We start from the raw sequence: 17408 nt of genomic DNA, 5'->3' as shown, positions 1-17408 counted from the left end.
CACGTTCCCGCATCCCCGATCAGCAGGAGGTTCCCCCGATGCGCCAGGCTGTGCAGGCGATCTTTCTAGGCGGCGTGCTGCTCTCGGCGGCTGCCTGCGGCACCGCCACCAATCCCGCACCCGGCGAGGCCGGCGTGGGCATCGGTACGGCCTCGGCGCCGCCCGCAGCCCAGCGCAGCGCGGAGGCCTCGACGAGGTCCGGGTGCGAAGCTCTCGGCAAGGTCTACAGCCGGCACATGGCGCCGTTCGCCCAGGCCCTCACCGAGCTGGCCGACGCGCGCAAGACCGCCGGCGACGACAAGAAGAACGAGCAGGAAGTCCAGCAGGCGCTGACCGCGTTCGCGACCGCCATCGGCAGCGCCACCGCGGAGAGCACCGACCCGGAGCTGCGCACCGCCGGCAAGCAGACCGCGGAAAAGCTGAAGGCCAAGGCCGCCGACGCCAAGAGCTTCAGCGCGGTGAAGACCACCCAGGACGTCAACACGACGCTGGGCTCCACGCTCAAGGACTGGCTCTCCCCGCTCGACCAGCAGTGCTCCTGACCGCGGCCGGGCGCCGTGACGGCGCCCGGCCCGGTCCTGGTCATCAGGTCGCGGAGCAGGTCACGGCCGGTACGCCGTTGGTGCCGGTCCACGAGCCGAGGAAACCGAAGCTCGTGGAGGCACCGGCGGCCACGCTCCCGTTGTAGGTCGCGTTGCGAGCGGTCACGGTGGAGCCGCTGCTGGTCACCGTCGCACTCCACGCCTGGGTGACCGTCTGGCCGTTCGGGAACGCCAGGGTGACGGTCCAGCTCCGCACCGCGGCGGTCCCGGCGGTCACCTTGACCTCACCCTGGAAGCCGCCGGTCCACTGCCCGGTCACCGAGTACGCCGCCGCGCAACCGGCCGGGGCCGGCGGAGTCGTCGTCGGCGGGGCGCTGGTCGGCGGGGTACTGGTCGGCGGGGTCGTCGGCCCGCCGCCGAAGATCGCGGCCTCCTTGGCGGTGGCCTTGATGCCGTTGGGCCCGTTGAAGACCCGCTCGCCGAACGTGGTCAGTTGGTTGGGGTCGAAACCGACGGTCATGTCGAGGATCGGGTCGTTGTTGCCGGCCCACGACCAGCCCAGGTAGCCGAGGTTCCGCTTGACCGCCTCGGCCATCAGGGTCTGGTCGTCCACCTCACCGGGGGCGAACTGCCAGCCGAACTCGCCGATCACCAGCGGCCAGCCCTTGGCCTGGAAGGTGTCCAGGTAGGAGATGATGGACGCGGCGGTGTTGAAGACGGCGTACATGTGGATGGAGAGCACGGTGTTGTGCTGGGTGTCGGCGTCCAGCACGGTCTGCGCGTTGTCCCGCATGGTGTAGGTCCAGTCCTGGCCCCAGTTGGGCGCGTCGACCATCAGCAGGTGCTGGAAGCCGTTGCTGCGCATCTTCTGGATGGCCGCGCTCGTCGCGCTGGTCCACTGGCCGGGGTTGGTGTTGCCGATCGGCTCGTTGCCGATGTTGATGGCGATGTAGTCCTCCTGGCCGGCCAGCACGCTCTTCAGGCCGATCCAGTAGTTCACCGCCTGATCCAGCGTGTACGCGGCAGCGTCCTCGCCGTAGCCGGTGGTGTCGTGGTCCTCCAGGACGCAGATGAGCCGGTTCTGCTTGCAGAGCGAGATCACGTTGGCCACGTCAGCGGCGCTGTTGGCCGTCCAGCGGCCACCGCTGAGCACGACCCGTACGGTGTTGGCGCCCTTGGCCTTGATGTCGGCGAACGAGTCGGTCTCGTTGGTGAACCAGGTGTGCTCGTGGTTGACGCCGCGCATGACGAACGGCTGCCCGCCCGCTTCGACGATGCTGCGGCCGCTGACGTGCAGACCGGTCGCCGCGTACGCGGGATCGACGGAGAACAGGACGGAGGCGGCGGCGGCGAGTACCGCGGCGCCGAGGGTGGCGAGTCGTCTTCTCATGACCTACCTCAGATCGGGGGACCTCGTCGGCACAACGCGTCCACCCAGGACGCCACGGCACGGCGGGCACGGGGAAAGGTGCCGGCCGTCCGGGCCAAACGCTGTAACGAGGTGTCAACACGCTACGACGCGCTCCTCCCGACCACAATGGGAGCGCTCCCAGATATTGAGTTTTATCCATATGGCGAGCACAGCCGAGCCGCGGCCACCACCGTCGTGGCCGCGGCTCGGGTCGGTCAGCGTCCGGCCGCGACGCGTCTGCGGGTCGAGGGCAGGGCGAGCGACGCGACGACCGCCAGCACCGCCACGCCCGCGCAGACCCAGAAGCCGTAGGTGAACGCGTCGTCCGTGGGCAGACCCTGCGGCGTGCTGTGGGACGAGATGACGGCCGCGACGACCGCCGTGCCGATGCTGCTGCCGATGGTCCGGGCGATCGTGTTGACGCCGGTGGCCTCACCGGTCTGGGCGGCCGGCACACTCTCGATGATCGCGTTGGACATCGCCGCGAACGCGAAGCCGATGCCGGCGCCGGTGAGCACCCCGGAGGCCAGCACCTGCCAGATCGCGCCGTGGCCGAGGGCGGGCAGCGTGAACGCGGTGACGACCAGGACGGCGCCGAGGAACATCGGCACTTTGGGACCGTAGCGGCGGTCGAGCAGGCCGGCCAGCGGACCGAAGACGACCATCATGAGGACGGTCGGCAGCAGGAACAGCCCGGCCTGCGAGACCGACTTGCCGAAGCCGTAGCCGGTCGCCGCGGGCAGCTGGAGCAGCGTGGGGACCAGCAGGAACGTGCCGAACATGGCGAAGCCCAGGATCAGCGCGACCACGTCGGTGGCCCACACACCGCGGACCCGCATCAGGCGCATGTCGATGAGCGGCTCCCGGACCCGCAGCTCGACCAGGACGAAAACGACCAGGGCGACGACGCCGAGGGCCAGCAGGCCGACTGTCCTGGCCTCGCCCCAGCCCCAGGCCTGGCCCTTGCTGATCGCCAGCAGCAGCGACACCAGCCCGACCGACAGGATGCCGGCGCCGAGCACGTCGAGGCGCCCGGGGGTGCGCACCGGCGACTCCTTGATGCCGAAGATGGACCCGAGCAGCGCGATGACGACCAGGACCAGCGGCAGCCAGAACAGCCAGTGCCAGGACAGGTGCTCGACGATCGGGCCGGCGGCCACGATGCCGACACCGGCGCCGACCCCGAAGATCGCCGACAGCAGGCCGACCGTGACGCCGACCCTCTCCCGCGGCAGCTCGTCGCGCACGATGCCGATCGACAGGGGCAGGATCGCACCCGCCGCGCCCTGCAGCGCGCGGGCGACGATCAGCACGACCAGGTTCGGCGCGAGCGCGGCCAGCAGGGTGCCGCCGGCCAGGATGGCGAGCACGGCGATCAGGACGCGACGCTTGCCCACCATGTCGCCGAGGCGGCCGAGGATCGGCGTCAGCACCGACGCGGAGAGCAGGTACGCCGTGATCACCCAGCTGGCGTCGCCGGTCGAGGCGTCCAGCTCGCGCCCGATCGTCGACAACGCCGGCGCCACCAGCGACTGGAGCACCGCGAAGGCCAGGCCGCCGAGCGACAGGTAGAGCACCAGCAAGGTGTTGCCGGCACTGCGACCGCCACCCGCGGCGGAATCCGCGTGGCGCGGCTGCTCGATGGTTTGCGTCATGAGAACCCCGGAACCTAGATGTAAACAGTTGCTGACTTAACCCAGTATCGGCAGCGGAACGGCAAAGTCAACGGATGTTTACGTCACACCGCGGCGGCCGTTACCCTGGTGACGCCACGGAAGGAAGCCATGACGACACGTACGCCCGTACCCCGCCGCCGCGACGCCGCGGGCACCCGGCAGCTCCTGCTCGACGCCGCCCGGCGCCGCTTCGCGGCCGATGGTTATGCCGCCACCACCGTGCGCGAGATCGCCGACGAGGCCGGGGTCAACGTCGCCCTGATCAACCGCTACTTCACGTCCAAGGAAGGGCTGTTCGAGGCCTGTCTGACCGGCGCCGTCGACGAGCTGGGCCGCACGGTCGCGGCGGACGTGACCCTCGACGAGGTTCCGCACGCCATCGCCCGCCAGCTCGCCGGCCCGCACGTCGGCAAACACCCCAGCCTGCTGGTGCTGCTGCTGCGCTCCTCCGGCGACGAACGCGCCGACGAGATCCGGCGGGGCATCCTGCGCTCCTTCGCCGAAAGCCTCGCCACGGCGGCCGGCCGGACGGCCGGCGACGACAAGCTGCTGCTGCGGGCGCAGATCGCCCTGGCGGCCGCGCTGGGCATCGCCCTGCTGCGCTCCTCGGCGACGATGGAACCGCTGGCGTCGGCCGGCGAGCAGGACCTCCTCGAGCCGCTCCAGGACCTCATCTCCGGCCTGCTGGCGGAGCGCTGACCGCAGCCGTCAGGGGTCGGCGGGCTCTCGGACCACCGAGGCACTGCGAATGGCGGCGACGGCGTCCGCGCCGAGCGACTCGCAGCACATCAGCCGCTGGTCGCTGAGGAGCTTCTCCTTGTCGACGACAGCCGCAAGACACGCCAGGTGCTCGAAGTACCGCCAGTAGGAGTTCCCGCGGATCCGCCGCTCCGCCCGGGTGTACGGCTCCAGCACCGCCCACGCCTCCCGGACCCGGAAGTGCACGACACCGACGATCCGATCACTGTCGATGGTCGGCAGGGCCGCCAGCATCCCGTAGTCGGCGTAGTAGTGCCCGACCCGCCGTACGTGCCGGCGCGCCTCGGACGGCAGCCGGGCGATACCCAGCTCGGGGTCGTGCGCTTCGGCGAGCCGGTCCAGGACGAACTCCTCGCTCGCCTGGAACTCGTCGGTGCGGTACTCGCCGTTGAGCCGCAGCAGCACCTGAGTGTGGTTGGAGGGCCCCACGGTAGAGAAACCCGTCAATACGAGCGCTGACCGGTCAGCGCTGGACGCGGGCGCCTCCGCCGGCCGCCAGGGCCAGGACTTCCGCCTTGTTGGCCATCGACGTGTCCCCCGGCGTCGTCATCGCCAGGGCGCCGTGCGCGGCGCCGTACTCGACCGCTTCCGCCAGCGACGCGCCGTCCAGGATGCCGTAGATCAGGCCGGCCGCGAAGGAGTCGCCGCCGCCGACGCGGTCCAGGATCTCGAGGTCCGGGCGGTGCGTCGACTCGATCACGCCGGTCGGCCCGGACCAGGCCAGGGCACCCCAGTCGTTACGGGTGGCCGTGCGGACGCCGCGCAGGGTCGTCGCGATGACGCGCAGGCGGGGGTACTCGGCCGCCACCTTGCTGATCATCTGGGCGAACGACGCCGTACGCAGGTCCTGCAGGTTGTCGTCGACGCCGTCGACCTGGAAGCCGAGGCAGGCGGTGAAGTCCTCCTCGTTGCCGATCATCACGTCGACGTGCGGGGCGATGCCGGCGTTGACCTCGCGGGCCCGGGCGGTGCCGCCGACCGCTTTCCACAGGCTCGGGCGGTAGTTGAGGTCGTAGGAGACCACGGTGCCGTGGCGGCGGGCGGCGTGCACCGCGGCCAGGGTCGTCTCCGCGGCGGTGTCGGACAGGGCGGCGAAGATGCCGCCGGTGTGCAGCCAGCGGACACCGACCTCGCCGAACAGGTGGTCCCAGTCGACGTCCTGCGCCCGCAGCTGCGACGCGGCCGTGTGCCCGCGGTCCGAGACCCCGACGGCCCCGCGTACGCCGAAACCCCGCTCGGTGAAGTTGAGCCCGTTGCGAACCGCCCGGCCCACCCCGTCGTACGGGATCCACCGCACGAAACTGGTGTCGACCCCGCCGGTCAGCATGCAGTCCTCGACGAGCCGGCCCACCTCGTTGTCGGCCAGCGCGGTGACGATCGCGGTGCGCAGCCCGAAGACGCGCCGCAGCCCCCGGGCGACGTTGTACTCACCGCCGCCCTCCGAGGCGCGGAAGGAGCGGGCCGTGCGCACGCGCCCCTCCCCCGGGTCGAGGCGCAGCATCACCTCACCGAGGCTGACTGCGTCGAAACGGCAGGAGTCGGCGGGCCTGAGCGGCAGAACCGGCATGGTGGACCTCTCTCAACGTCCGCGGGTGGCGGCGACGGCCTGGCTGGTCAGCTCGCGGACCCGGGCGAAGTCACCGGCGCGGATCGCGGCGCGCGGCACCATCCAGGAGCCGCCGACGGCCAGCACGGCGGGCAGCGCGAGGTAGTCGGCGACGTTGCCGGCGTCGATGCCGCCGGTGGGCACGAACCGCATGTCCGCGAAGGGCGCGGCCAGTGCGGCGACGGCGGCCGGGCCGCCCGAGGTGGCAGCCGGGAAGAACTTGACGGCCTCCAGGCCGAGCTCGATGGCCGCCTGGACCTCGGTCGCGGTCACCGCGCCGGGCAGCACCGGTACGCCGAGTGCCTGGCAGCGCTCGACGACGGCCCGCGAGAGCCCGGGCGAGACGACGTACCGGGCGCCGGCCTCGACGGCCAGGTCCACCTGCTGCGGGGTCAGCACTGTGCCCGCGCCGACGAGCAGGCCGCCGTGCCCGGCCAGCTCCTGGATGCCCTTGAGTGCCTCGGGGGTGCGCAACGTGACCTCGGCGACGGGCAGCCCGCCGTCGACCAGCGCCTGGCCCAGCGGCAGGGCGGCGGCCGGGTCGTCGAGCACCACCACCGGTACGAGCGCGTGGTCGGCCAGCTGTTGCCAGGTCTCGTGCACGGTCATCACTCCCAGTCGGACACAGGGGCGGGCGTCAGCAGTCCGGTCAGGACCTGCGCGGGGTCACCGGCGAGAAGCGCACGCAACGGTACGGCGGTCTCGGCGGCCAGCCGCATCACCTGCGACTGGTCGAGCGTTCCACGCCAGCCGAGCGCCGGGAAGAGCTCCGCCAGCCAGGATTGCGGATCGCCGGCCGGGAAACTGTCCCGGATCCGCGACAGCACCGCCGGGTCGTCGTCGCGGACCGGCAGGTCACCCAGCGCCCCGGCATAGCCGGCCAGCAGGCAGGCCAGGGCGAAGACGCTGAGCGAGGCCGCGCGCCCGGCGCGCCAGGCGTCGAGGACCACGGGCAGATTCCGGGTACGCCACTTGGCGATCGCGTTGAGCGCGATGTCCCCCAGCTGGTGCCGCAGCACGGGATTGCGGAACCGGTCGAGGATCGCGGCGGCGAAGCGGCTCAGCTCGGCACGGTCACCGGGCAGGGTCGGCAGCACCTCGCACTCGACCAGCTGCCGGACGTACGCCCCGGCGAGCGGGTGCGCGGTGGCCTCCAGCACGGTCCGGCAGCCCAGCAGCGGGGCCACCGCGGCCATGGCGGTGTGCGCGCCGTTGAGCACGCGGACCTTCTTCTCCCGGTACGGCCGGATGTCGGTGAGGAACTCCACGGGCTGGCCGGCCCGGTCCAGGGGGAACTCGTCGCGGATGGCCGGGTCGCCGGCGATCGCCCAGTGCCCGTAGGACTCGCCGCGGACGATGAGGCGGTCGTCGTACCCCAGGCTCTGCCGCAGCTCCGCGGCCTCGTCCTCGGGCAGTCCCGGCACGATGCGGTCGACGATCGTGTCGTAGAACCGGCAATGCTCGGCGACCCACTGCGCGAAGCCGGGATCGGCACTCGCCCGCGCGGCGTGCCGGAGCACCATCGCCCGCAGGGTGCTGCCGTTGTCCTCGTTGAGCTCGCAGGGCAGGAACGACAGCCCCCGGGCCGGGTCACCGCCGAAGTGAAGCCAGCGCTCGTGCAGCAGCGCGGTCATCTTCGCCGGGAACGAAGCGGGCGGCGACGCGGTGAGGTCGTCACCGTCGACGAACACGATGCCCGCCTCGGTGGTGTTGGAGACGACGAACCGCAGCTCCTCGCCGCGGGCCAGTGCGCGGCAGCGGTCCCAGTCGGCGTAGGCGTTGACGACCTCGCGGACCGCGGTGACCAGGGTGATCTCCGTGGCTCCGGCGCCCTCGAGGACGACGTGGAACAGGCCGTCCTGCTCGGCCAGGCGCGGGGTCACCTGCTCGGACCGGGGCGTCACCTTCAGGATCGCGATCCCGTGCCGGAGCACGCCGGCCTCGTTCGCGCGGTGCACCATCAGGTCGACGAACGCGCGGATGAAGTTGCCGGCGCCGATCTGCAGGATCCGCACGGGCAGCTCCGCGCGGGCCACGCCGGCGCTGCTCAGGGGGCGCAGTTCTGGCCTCGCCTGGGTCACGTGATTCCTTTCCGGGACACGCCTCGGCACCGACTCGCCGCCCGTGGACGGCACATCGACTGCGTGCGATGATACAGAGTGAAAACGTTCCCGCAACTTTCCATTCGCGGCGAGGATGCACCTCATGGCTGACCCGGAACCCGCCCCGCTCACCGAGCACGCCCTGCTGCTGGGGCCCGACGACGACGTCGCGGTGGCGTTGCGTGACCTCCCGCCGGGGCTGGTGCTGCGACACGGCGACCTGCGGCTGACCGTCGCGGCGGCGGTGCCGCAGGGACACAAGGTCGCGCTGCGCGAGCTGCCGCCGGGCACCCGGGTGCACAAGTACGGCCAGACGATCGGCCGCACCACCAGCGAGGTACGCGCCGGCGACCACGTGCACGCCCACAACCTGGCCATGGACTCGGTCGACCACACGTACGAGTTCGGCACGGCCCGCGTGGCGATCCCGCCGGCCAGCGAGCAGCTCACCTTCGAGGGGTACGTCCGCGCGGACGGCTCGGTCGGCACCCGCAACTACGTCGGCATCGTGACCTCGGTCAACTGCGCCGCCTCGACGGCCCGGATGATCGCCGACCAGTTCCGCGGCCTGGCGATGGACGCGTTCCCGGGGGTCGACGGCGTCGTCGCGCTCACCCACGACTCCGGCTGCGGCCTGGTGCCCACCAGCGACGGCGGCCAGCTGCTCCAGCGCACCCTGCGCGGGTACGCCGCCCACCCGAACATCGGCGCGATCCTGGTGCTGGGCCTGGGCTGCGAGATGATCGGCGTCGACAGCGTGACCGGTGGCGCGCTCCCCGCGGACACCCTCATCGAGCAGCTGGTCATCCAGGAGCAGGGCGGTATCCGGGCCACGGTCCGGGCCGGGGTCACCGCGGTACGGGGCCTGCTGGAGCAGGTGGCGCAACGGCGGCGGCAGACCGTACCGGCGTCGGCGCTGGTGCTCGGGCTCAACTGCGGCGGCTCGGACGGGTATTCGGGGATCACCGCGAACCCGGCTCTGGGCCGTACCTCCGATCTGCTGGTCGCTCAGGGAGCGACCACCGTCCTGGCCGAGACCCCCGAGGTCTTCGGCGCGGAGCACCTGCTGACCCGGCGCGCGGTCAGCCAGGAGGTCGGGCAGCGGCTGCTCGACCGGATCGCCTGGTGGCACGGGTACGTGCAGGCCGGCGGCGGCACGCTGGACAACAACCCGTCACCGGGCAACAAGGCCGGCGGCCTCACCACGATTCTGGAGAAGTCGCTGGGCGCGGTCGCCAAGGGCGGCACCGCCGAGCTCGTGGCGGTCTACGAGTACGCCGAGCGGGTGACCGCGTCCGGCTTCACCTTCATGGACACCCCGGGCTACGACCCGGTCTCGGTCACCGGCCTGGTCGCCGGGGGCGCGAACGTCGTCTGCTTCACCACCGGCCGGGGCTCGGTGCTCGGCACCAAGCCGGTGCCGTGCATCAAGATCGCGACGAACACCACGATGTTCGAGCGCATGCGTGACGACATGGACCTCAACGCGGGCGGCATCGCCGACGGCACCGCGACCATCGAGGGCCTGGGTGACGAGATCCTGCGGACCGTCCTGGACGTGGCGTCCGGCCGGCCCACGGTCAGCGAGGAGCTGGACCTGGGCCGCGACGAGTTCGTGCCATGGCAGCTCGGCGCGGTCACCTGACGGGAGTCGTCAGGCCGGGGCCACCCCGGAGGAGTCGCGCACGGCCAGGCTGGTGGCCAGGGTGATCTCCGGCTCGCGAGCGGAGCCGGCCGGCCGGCCCGACCCGCCGGCACCGATGCGGCGCAGCAGCAGCTCCAGCGCGGCCACCCCGGCCCGGCCCTTGGGCACCGTCACGGTGGTCAGTGGCGGGTGGCTCATCATGGCCATGCTGATGTCGTCGTAGCCGACCACGCTCATCCGCTGCGGCACCGCGACCCCGCGGGCGGCCAGGCGGTGCAACAGCCCCATGGCGACCAGGTCGTTGTAGGCCAGCACGGCCGTGGCCGGACCGGCCAGCACCAGGTCGCCGGCGAGCACCCCGCCCTGGAACGTGGGAGCCACCGAACCGACCCGCAGGATCTCGGTGTCGTCGTCGGCGGTGATCCCGGCCAGCGCCGACAGCCGCTGCTGCCCGGCCCACGAGTCCTCCGGCCCGGCGACGAAAGCGATGCACCGGTGCCCGAGGGCCCGGAGATGACCGATGGCCTGCCGGGTGCCGTCGGCGATGTCGGCCACCACGGACAGCATGCCGGGCACCCGGCGGTGCACCAGCACCGTCGACGCCGGGTCGGCCACCTCCAGCAGCTCGGCGTCGCCGGCCCGCGGGGAGCAGAGCAGGACCCCGTCGGTGTTGCGGCCCAGGGTGGCGATCGCCTCCAGCTCGGCCGCGACGTCCTCGTCCGTGTCGCTGATGAAGACGCCGCAGTTGACCGACCGGGCCCGGGCCGTCACGCCCTTGGCCACGTCGGCGAAGAACGGGTTACGCAGGTCCGGCACGATCAGGCCGAGGTTGCCGGTGCGGCCGGTGATGAGCCCCTGGGCCGCCCGGTTGGGCCGGTAGCCGAGGCGTTCCGCCGCCTCCTGCACCGCCTCGCGGGTGGCGGGGCTGACCCGGCCGCCGGTGAGGGCCCGCGACACCGTGGAGACCGAGACGCCGGCCGCGCGCGCGACGTCATGCACGGTGGTGCGCACGCGTGCCTCTCCCTCGCTGCCGGGCCATTGCTGGCGCCAGCATAGCGAGAGGTCGGCGCGCGGCAGCCGTTACGGCGGCGGCAGGTACGTGGCCTGCACGGCCAGCGGCGCGCTGGACACGGACTCGGTGCCGGCGGCGTCCACGGCCACCACGGTGTAGCTGTGCCGGGTGCCCGCGCCGACCGTCAGGGACAGCTGGGTGGCGGTGGCCGTACCGGCGAGCGTCGCGCCCTCGTAGATCCGGTAGCCGGTCGCGGGCTCCCCACCCGGGGACGCGGTCCAGCTGAGCGTGATCGCGGTGCTGTTCACGCCCAGGGGTGCGTTGCCGGTGAGGGTCAGGTCGGCGGGCTGGGCGGGACGGCCGGTCGGGCCGGGCAGCGTGGTCACCGCGACGGCGGTGCTGCGCGGGGTCTCGCCGCAGGTGTCCGGCAGGGTGGCGGTCACCCGGAAGTTGTGCCGGGAGCCGGACGCCAGCCCGGTCACCATGGCCTCCGGACCGGCGGGCGTGGCAACGGGGCGGTCGCCGTCGTAGACGGTGTAGGATGTGGCCGCGGTTCGCAGGACCCAGCTCAGCCGGACCGAGGACGGGGACACCGCGGTGGCGGTGAGGCCGATCGGCCGGGGCGGGTTGACCTGGCACGGTGCGGTGTTCGCCGGCACCGGCCGGGTGTGGGTGGACTCGTCACCGGCGGCATTCAGGGCCGCGACGGTGAAGGTGTGCCACGAGGCGTGGTAGAGGCGGCCGACCGTCACGGCGGTGCTGCTGGTGCGGGCGACGAGGGTGTCGCCGTCGTACACCGCGTACCGGGCGGGGGCGGAGCCCTCGGGTGCTGTCCAGGAGAGCCGGATCGTGGTGTCGGTGCGGCCGGCGACGGTCAGCACGGAGGGTGCGGCCGGGCGTTCGGTGCTGCCGGCGGCGGTCGTCAGGGAGCCCCAGGCCACCGGCACGGTCTGCTGCAGACAGCCGTTGTAGCGGTAGAGGCCGACGCTGTAGGTCGTCGCCGGGGCCAGCCCGCCGATCCGGGCACTGGTCCGGGTTGTCCGGCCCAGGCTGACCCCGCCGACCCGCAGCTCCAGGTCCTGCCACAGGGGATGCCGGGGCCACGACAGCGAGGCGGCCGAGGCGGTGATCGCGGTGGCCGTAACCGTCAGCGGCGCCGGGCTCAGGCACTCCGGGTTCAGGCCGGACGCCCAGGCGTGCCCGCTGACCGGGGCGGTCGGGGCGGACTCGTGGCCCTGATCGTCGACGGCGGTGACCGTGTACGTGTGGGTGGAGTTGAAGGCCACCGCCAGGGCCGCGGAGGTGGTGGTGGCGCGGGCGACCACCTGGCTGCCCTCGTACACCTGGAACCAGCGGGCCCGGGGACCGGTGCGCGGCTGCTCCCAGGACAGACTCATCGAGGTCGTGCCGGCCCCCAGCGCCAGCCGCTGCGGTGTGGCGGGCGCGGCGCTGTCCGCCCGGGCGGGTGCCCCCGGCATGAGTACGGCGATCACGAGCGGGAGCGCGAGCCAGCGGCGCATGGGAACCTCTCCGGCGCGGGACAGACCATCCGTGGCCGTCGATGCGTTCAGCAAAGGGCCTGCCCCGCGCGGTGTCAAGGACCGCTCACCGTTCAGGACTTCGGGGCCATCACCATGACTCCCAGGCACATCTCGTCGCTGGTGCCCTCGCCCCAGACGACGTACCGCGAGGGGAGGGACTTGAGCTGCGGCAACTGCTTGCGCAGGGTCGCGTCGTGGGTGCAGGTGACGCGCAGCGTGTCGCCGCGGTCGACGGCGATGGGCTCGGGCAGCGGGACCAGGGCCTGATTGTCGAAGTCGTACTGCGGCACGTCGATGATGGTGCGGGCCTTGGGCGTACCCGGATTGAGCTCGACCTTGATCGCCCGCCCGAGCAGGTGCATGTGGCCGGCGGCGAGGTAGATCGTGCCGGGCTCGCGTACCGGATGGTCGCAGTGCTGGGTGTTGCCGGCGACCGGCGCGGCGCCGCCGTTGCAGCCCGCGTTGAGACCGTCGACGGTCTCGGCGGATTCGGCGCCGAAGCGCTTGGCGACATCCGCGACAGCGGTGTCGCGATCGCACAGCGGGCCGGTGGCACCCGGCTCGCACGGCAGCTCGATCGGCGCCGCCACCAGGGCGGTTTGAAGGCCCTGCAACGGCGCTTTGCCGTCCGCGATCCGCATCTGGATGCCGGACCGGTCGGAAGCCTTGCTCTGGTCGGTGACGCCGAGCAGGTTGTAGTGCACCTGCATGACCAGCTTGCTGCCCGGCGGCATCTCGAAGCCGAAACCGGCCGGCATGAGCGTCTCACCGGCGCCGGGAGCCCAGTGCGCGACCCAGGCCGTATCCCCCGGCACCCCGGCGTCACCGAAGCAGGTCCAGCCCTCGCCCGGCGTCTTCGCGTCGACGTCGGCGGCGGCCTTGGCCTGCTCGGCGCTGAGCCGGTAGAAGATCGCGTGGTGCACGATGTCGGCGTTCTGCGGCCGGAAGCGGCTGCCGGTCAGGTACGCGGGCTCGGTCAGCTTCGGATCGACGACGAAGCACCGGTATTCGTCGGTGCCGCCGTTCGGGGCGGCGGGGGTGTAGGGCTGCGGCAGGGCCAGATCGACGAACCGCTCCCCCTGGCGCAACGCCGCCGGAGGCGCCGGGGACGACGCGCTGTGCGAGCCGTGCGGGCCGGCGCTCGCTGGGGCCGGGGCGGGCTCGGCCGCGTCGCCGGTGCCGGAACCACACGCCGCTGCGAGCAGCAGTGTGGCGAGTGCGGCGCCGGTCCCGATGGTGAATCTTCTGGCGTGCATGGGCTTCCTCCCCGTGGCCGAATGCGCGATCCGTCCAGCATGCCCGCAATAGGGAGCGGAGTCCTATCCGGGACATCCCGGAGATCCGGCCCCTTTCGATCATGGATCCGGCACATATAACGTCGTCGATGTGAACCCCCTCGCCGCACTGCTGGCGCTGGCCACGAGTGCCGTCCTCGCTCCAGTGGCACCGGCCTCGCCTGTCGCCGGTTTCACCCGCCTCGGCCAGTGGCCGGGGGGCTACGTCGGCAGCATCACGATTCGCAACGACAGCGCGGCCGTCGTCGATGGCTGGCGGGTCGAGTTCGACCTTCCCGGCACCAGGGTGACCAGCTCCTACAGCGGCGTGTTCACCCGCAGCGGGGAGCACTACACGGTCACCAACGAGACCTGGAACGCCCGGCTCGCACCGGGATCGTCCACGACGTTCGGCTGGGTGGCGAGCGGCCAGGGCAACCCGGCGAACTGCACCCTCAACGGCGCCGACTGCGCGGGGGCCCCGGCGGACCACACGGCACCCAGCCGTCCCGGACCGCTGGCCTTCGACATCAGCTCGGGCCTCACCATCACCTGGGCGCCGTCCACCGACGATCAAGGACCGGTCAAATACGAGGTGTACGAGAGCAGCCAGCCACGGGCAACAGTCACCGACACCCGCTACGTCTACTCGACCGGCGGAACGTTGCCGCCGCGGGTGTACGTCTTCTCCGTGCGTGCCGTGGACGCGGCCGGGAATGTGTCGCCGTGGTCGTTCAAGTCGCTCGGGCAGATCTGGCGCGGTGACGAGATCCCGGCGCCGCCCAGCGCTCCGCGGGTGGACACTCCGGCGGCCGGGCTGCTGCGCTTGTCCTGGACGGCTCCCCCGGCGCAGTCACCGTTCATCACGGCGCCGGTCGCGGGCTACGAGGTCCTGCTGGACGGGGCGCCGGTGGGACAGGTCGGCAGCACATCGATCATCATTCCGGCGCCGGCGTCGGGCTCGCACACTCTCGCGGTGCGCACGCTGAACGCTGTCGACAACCACTCGGCTGTGGTGGAGCTGAGCTATCCGTAGGGCTACGCGGCGCCGGCCAGGTCCTCGGGGGCACGCATCCGCCAGGCGTCGGTCACCAGCTCGGCGAGGCGGTCGACGGTGACCTCCGGCAGGCGCAGCATCACCAGCGGGAGGCCGTCGTAGCCGGGTGTGGTGAAGAAGAGCTCCGGTTCGCCGAGCAGTAGGGCCTGCTTCTCAGCCTCGTCGCCCACGTAGAGAACCGCGACGTCGGTGCGGATCGTGCGCGGCTTGCCGGGGAGGCGCTCGGGGTAGGACCAGACGAAGCCTTTGCCCGCCACCCGGAAGTCGAAGCCGTCGCTGTCGATCTCCACGGTCTGCGGGAGAGCCAGCGCCAGGCGACGGACATCCTCAGCATCAGCCATGTGCAGAGGTTACGCGTCGGCGGTGGGGCGGTGGGGTCGGCGACGGGCTGATAGATCCCCGCGGCGACCCAGGGCGGACCGATGACGGGCCGTCGGCAAACCGGCGGTCAGCCCGGCAAGCGGCCGGCGGTCCGGCGGACACTCCTCGACCCGGGACGGGCCGGAAGTTTCGGAAGTCCGGCGAGAAAGACGGCCGGACTCATCCCTCCCTCGTCCCAGGTTGATTGACATTCTTCGATACGGCATTCGACACTGGACGCATCCACCATGGGAGCGCTTCCATGACCCCACCACCGGAAGTTTCGGTGGTCGGCGCCCCCGCAATCCCCCCACGGAAGGAGGGCCCCTGTGACCACCAGCCCGGGCCGCTCTGACATCCGCTCGGCACTCATCGCGTTGCTGACAGCGGCAGTGACCATCGCCGGAGTGGCGACTCTGGTCACCACGATCCCCTCCGCGGAGGCCGCCGTCCTGGCCGCCGCGGTGGAGGACGAAGGCGCCGGCTGCGCCGTACCCGCCCTGCCGGACGCCGGCTCGCTGCCGACCATCGCCAAGCTCCCCGACCCCTTCACCCGGCTCAACGGCACGCGCATCACCAGCACGTCGGACTGGCAGTGCCGACGGGCGGAGATCAAGAAACTGGCCGAGAAATTCGTGTACGGCGAGAAGCCCGCAAAGCCCGCCACCGTCACCGGCACCGTGTCGAGCACCAACATCACCGTGAATGTGAGCCACAACGGCAAGAGCTCCAGCTTCTCGGCGAAGGTCGAACTGCCCAGCGGCTCCGGCCCGTTCCCCGCCGTTGTCGTGCTGGGCGGTTTCGGTGCCGACACGGCCGGCATCAAGGCGGCGGGTGCGGCTGTCATCAACTACGACCCGTACGCGGTCGGCAAGGAAGGCACCCCGCGCAACAACAAGCAAGGCGCGTTCTACAGCATCTACGGCGCGTCCAGCAGCACGGGTCTGCTGGTGGCGTGGGCGTGGGGCGTCAGCCGGATCATCGACGTCATCGAGCAGTCGAACGGCAGCATCCTGCGCGCGGACGCCACGGGTGTCACCGGCTGTTCGCGCTTCGGCAAGGGCGCCATCGTCACGGGTGCGTTCGACCAGCGCATCGCGCTGACCATGCCGATCGAGTCGGGTAGCGCCGGCGCACCGATCTTCCGAGGGATCCCGGGCGAGGGCGCACAAAGCCTGAGCAGCGCGTACGGCGAACAGCCCTGGCTGGGCGACGCGTTCGGCTCCTTCACCAGCAGCCCGACGAGGCTCCCGGTGGACACCCACGAACTCGTGGCGATGGTAGCCCCGCGCGGCTTGTTCATCATGGACAACCCGCACATCGCCAACCTGGGCCCGAAGTCGGCCAGCGTGGCCGCGCTGGGCGGCGCGGAGGTCTACAAGGCGCTGGGCGCGGGTGCGAACATCACGTACTGGTCGGACGTCCAGGACGGCACCCACTGCGCGAACCGGCCGGAGTGGCGTACCCCGTTGCAGCAGCACATCCAGAAGTTCCTCCTGAAAACCGGCACCGCCCCCGGCGCGATCCGAATCTCCAGCCGCGCGGCAGGCAACCTGGCCGAGTGGCGTGACTGGCAGACGCCGACCCTCACCTCCACGCCGCCGTCGTCGAGCACCCCGTCGCCCAGTGAACCGTCCCCGAGCGCGCCGTCCTCCGGCTCGCCGTCACCCAGCGCCCCGGTTCCGGGTGCCGGCTGCACCGCGACGGTGTCGGTCAACGCATGGACTGGCGGCTTCGTGGCCACGGTGAAGGTGACCGCGGGGTCGTCGGGAACCAACGGCTGGACCGTCGGGATGTCGGTGCCGGCCGGCGCCACGGTGACCAGCAGTTGGAACGCCAACCGGACCGGGACCAGTGGCGCGGTCCAGTTCTCCAACGTGGCCTACAACGGCAAGATCGGCGCCGGTCAGGCTACGGAATTCGGCTTCCAAGCGAGCGGTACGGCGGGCGCGATGACGCCAACCTGCGCCGCGAGCTGACTCCTGAGCCCGAGGGGTGCGGCGACGTCCGGTCGCCCCACCCCTCGGCCACCGGCGCGGCGACGATCCGGCTGCCAAGCTCGTCGGCCACCGGCGCGGTCGCGGCCCAGTCCCGCACCCCTCGAGGTGTCAGTGCGGTGGCTGCCCGGTCCCGCACCCCTTGGGGTGTCAGTGCGGTCGCGGCCCCTCTCTCGCGCCTGTCAGGACCGGCGCGGTCGCGGCCCAGTCCCGCACCCCTCGGGGTGTCAGTGCGGTCGCGGCCCGCCCGTCGCGCCCGTCAGGACCGGCGCGGTGACGGTCCGACCGCCGCAAAGACTCAAGCGGATCTCCGCGAGGCTTGCTGCCGCCCACTCCCCTACCGATCCGGGCGAGGTCGCGACCCACCGCCGTCCGGCTGGGAGGCCCTGGCGGAACCAGCTACGCCGAACACTCCCTCCCGGATTC

The 17408-nt window shown here is 71.9% G+C and carries 15 protein-coding genes; 5 read left to right on the top strand and 10 right to left on the bottom strand.

Annotated features, from left to right (window positions below; genetic code table 11):
- The first annotated feature begins 38 nt into the window (after window positions 1–38).
- Window positions 39–542 carry a hypothetical protein gene (locus tag ACQP2Y_RS19245; RefSeq protein ID WP_433730124.1) on the top strand — a complete coding sequence of 168 codons (504 nt, stop codon included), beginning with the start codon at window positions 39–41 and terminating at the stop codon, window positions 540–542.
- A 43-nt stretch (window positions 543–585) separates the two neighbouring features.
- Here ACQP2Y_RS19245 and ACQP2Y_RS19240 read toward each other — a convergent pair whose 3' ends face one another.
- Window positions 586–1932 carry a cellulase family glycosylhydrolase gene (locus tag ACQP2Y_RS19240; protein ID WP_433730122.1) on the bottom strand — a complete coding sequence of 449 codons (1347 nt, stop codon included), beginning with the start codon at window positions 1930–1932 and terminating at the stop codon, window positions 586–588.
- Window positions 1933–2168: 236 nt separating this feature from the next.
- Window positions 2169–3608 (bottom strand): MFS transporter, encoded by a 1440-nt coding sequence (locus ACQP2Y_RS19235; protein WP_433730120.1) that lies wholly within the window; start codon window positions 3606–3608, stop codon window positions 2169–2171.
- 129 nt (window positions 3609–3737) lie between these two features.
- Here ACQP2Y_RS19235 and ACQP2Y_RS19230 point away from each other — a divergent pair, with 129 nt between their 5' ends.
- A complete protein-coding gene (locus ACQP2Y_RS19230) occupies window positions 3738–4328 on the top strand; it encodes a helix-turn-helix domain-containing protein (RefSeq protein WP_433730118.1) in 591 nt (196 codons plus the stop codon).
- 9 nt (window positions 4329–4337) lie between these two features.
- Here the strand turns inward: ACQP2Y_RS19230 and ACQP2Y_RS19225 are convergent, their stop codons facing one another.
- The 4 genes from ACQP2Y_RS19225 to ACQP2Y_RS19210 are packed head-to-tail and all read right to left on the bottom strand — an operon-like array spanning window position 4338 to window position 8075.
- Window positions 4338–4817, bottom strand: a complete 480-nt coding sequence (locus tag ACQP2Y_RS19225) for a hypothetical protein (protein ID WP_433730116.1) — start codon at window positions 4815–4817, stop codon at window positions 4338–4340.
- Window positions 4818–4851: 34 nt separating this feature from the next.
- Window positions 4852–5955, bottom strand: coding sequence for a sugar kinase (locus ACQP2Y_RS19220; RefSeq protein ID WP_433730114.1), 1104 nt, complete (start codon window positions 5953–5955; stop codon window positions 4852–4854).
- Window positions 5956–5967: 12 nt separating this feature from the next.
- A complete protein-coding gene (locus ACQP2Y_RS19215) occupies window positions 5968–6603 on the bottom strand; it encodes a bifunctional 4-hydroxy-2-oxoglutarate aldolase/2-dehydro-3-deoxy-phosphogluconate aldolase (RefSeq protein WP_433730112.1) in 636 nt (211 codons plus the stop codon).
- The gene (locus tag ACQP2Y_RS19210; RefSeq protein WP_433730110.1) at window positions 6603–8075 is read right to left on the bottom strand and encodes a tagaturonate reductase; all 1473 of its coding nucleotides are present in this window, start codon (window positions 8073–8075) and stop codon (window positions 6603–6605) included. The genes ACQP2Y_RS19215 and ACQP2Y_RS19210 overlap by 1 nt, the downstream gene beginning before the upstream one ends.
- 124 nt (window positions 8076–8199) lie before the next feature.
- Between ACQP2Y_RS19210 and ACQP2Y_RS19205 the strand changes: the two genes are divergently transcribed.
- A complete protein-coding gene (locus tag ACQP2Y_RS19205; RefSeq protein ID WP_433730108.1) occupies window positions 8200–9741 on the top strand; it encodes a UxaA family hydrolase in 1542 nt (513 codons plus the stop codon).
- A 9-nt stretch (window positions 9742–9750) separates the two neighbouring features.
- Here ACQP2Y_RS19205 and ACQP2Y_RS19200 read toward each other — a convergent pair whose 3' ends face one another.
- The 3 genes from ACQP2Y_RS19200 to ACQP2Y_RS19190 form a co-directional block, all read right to left on the bottom strand.
- Window positions 9751–10752: a LacI family DNA-binding transcriptional regulator gene (locus tag ACQP2Y_RS19200; protein ID WP_433730106.1), complete on the bottom strand. Its 1002-nt coding sequence runs from the start codon at window positions 10750–10752 to the stop codon at window positions 9751–9753.
- Window positions 10753–10821: 69 nt separating this feature from the next.
- The gene (locus ACQP2Y_RS19195) at window positions 10822–12273 is read right to left on the bottom strand and encodes a fibronectin type III domain-containing protein (protein ID WP_433730104.1); all 1452 of its coding nucleotides are present in this window, start codon (window positions 12271–12273) and stop codon (window positions 10822–10824) included.
- A gap of 92 nt (window positions 12274–12365) precedes the next feature.
- Entirely contained in the window at window positions 12366–13550 is a 1185-nt protein-coding gene (locus ACQP2Y_RS19190) for a monooxygenase (protein WP_433730102.1), read from the bottom strand.
- A gap of 130 nt (window positions 13551–13680) precedes the next feature.
- Here ACQP2Y_RS19190 and ACQP2Y_RS19185 point away from each other — a divergent pair, with 130 nt between their 5' ends.
- Window positions 13681–14604, top strand: coding sequence for a cellulose binding domain-containing protein (locus tag ACQP2Y_RS19185; RefSeq protein WP_433730100.1), 924 nt, complete (start codon window positions 13681–13683; stop codon window positions 14602–14604).
- A 2-nt stretch (window positions 14605–14606) separates the two neighbouring features.
- Here the strand turns inward: ACQP2Y_RS19185 and ACQP2Y_RS19180 are convergent, their stop codons facing one another.
- Complete coding sequence (locus ACQP2Y_RS19180; protein ID WP_433730098.1) at window positions 14607–14966, bottom strand: MmcQ/YjbR family DNA-binding protein; 360 nt, start codon at window positions 14964–14966, stop codon at window positions 14607–14609.
- 348 nt (window positions 14967–15314) lie between these two features.
- Here ACQP2Y_RS19180 and ACQP2Y_RS19175 point away from each other — a divergent pair, with 348 nt between their 5' ends.
- Window positions 15315–16964, top strand: a complete 1650-nt coding sequence (locus ACQP2Y_RS19175) for a glucuronyl esterase domain-containing protein (RefSeq protein ID WP_433730096.1) — start codon at window positions 15315–15317, stop codon at window positions 16962–16964.
- Window positions 16965–17408: the final 444 nt, after the last annotated feature.

This window comes from Actinoplanes sp. CA-051413, from assembly GCF_050955795.1.
GTDB lineage: Bacteria > Actinomycetota > Actinomycetes > Mycobacteriales > Micromonosporaceae > Actinoplanes.
The sequence above is the reverse complement of the archived record's forward strand: the minus strand, read 5'-3'. Positions and strand labels throughout refer to the sequence as shown.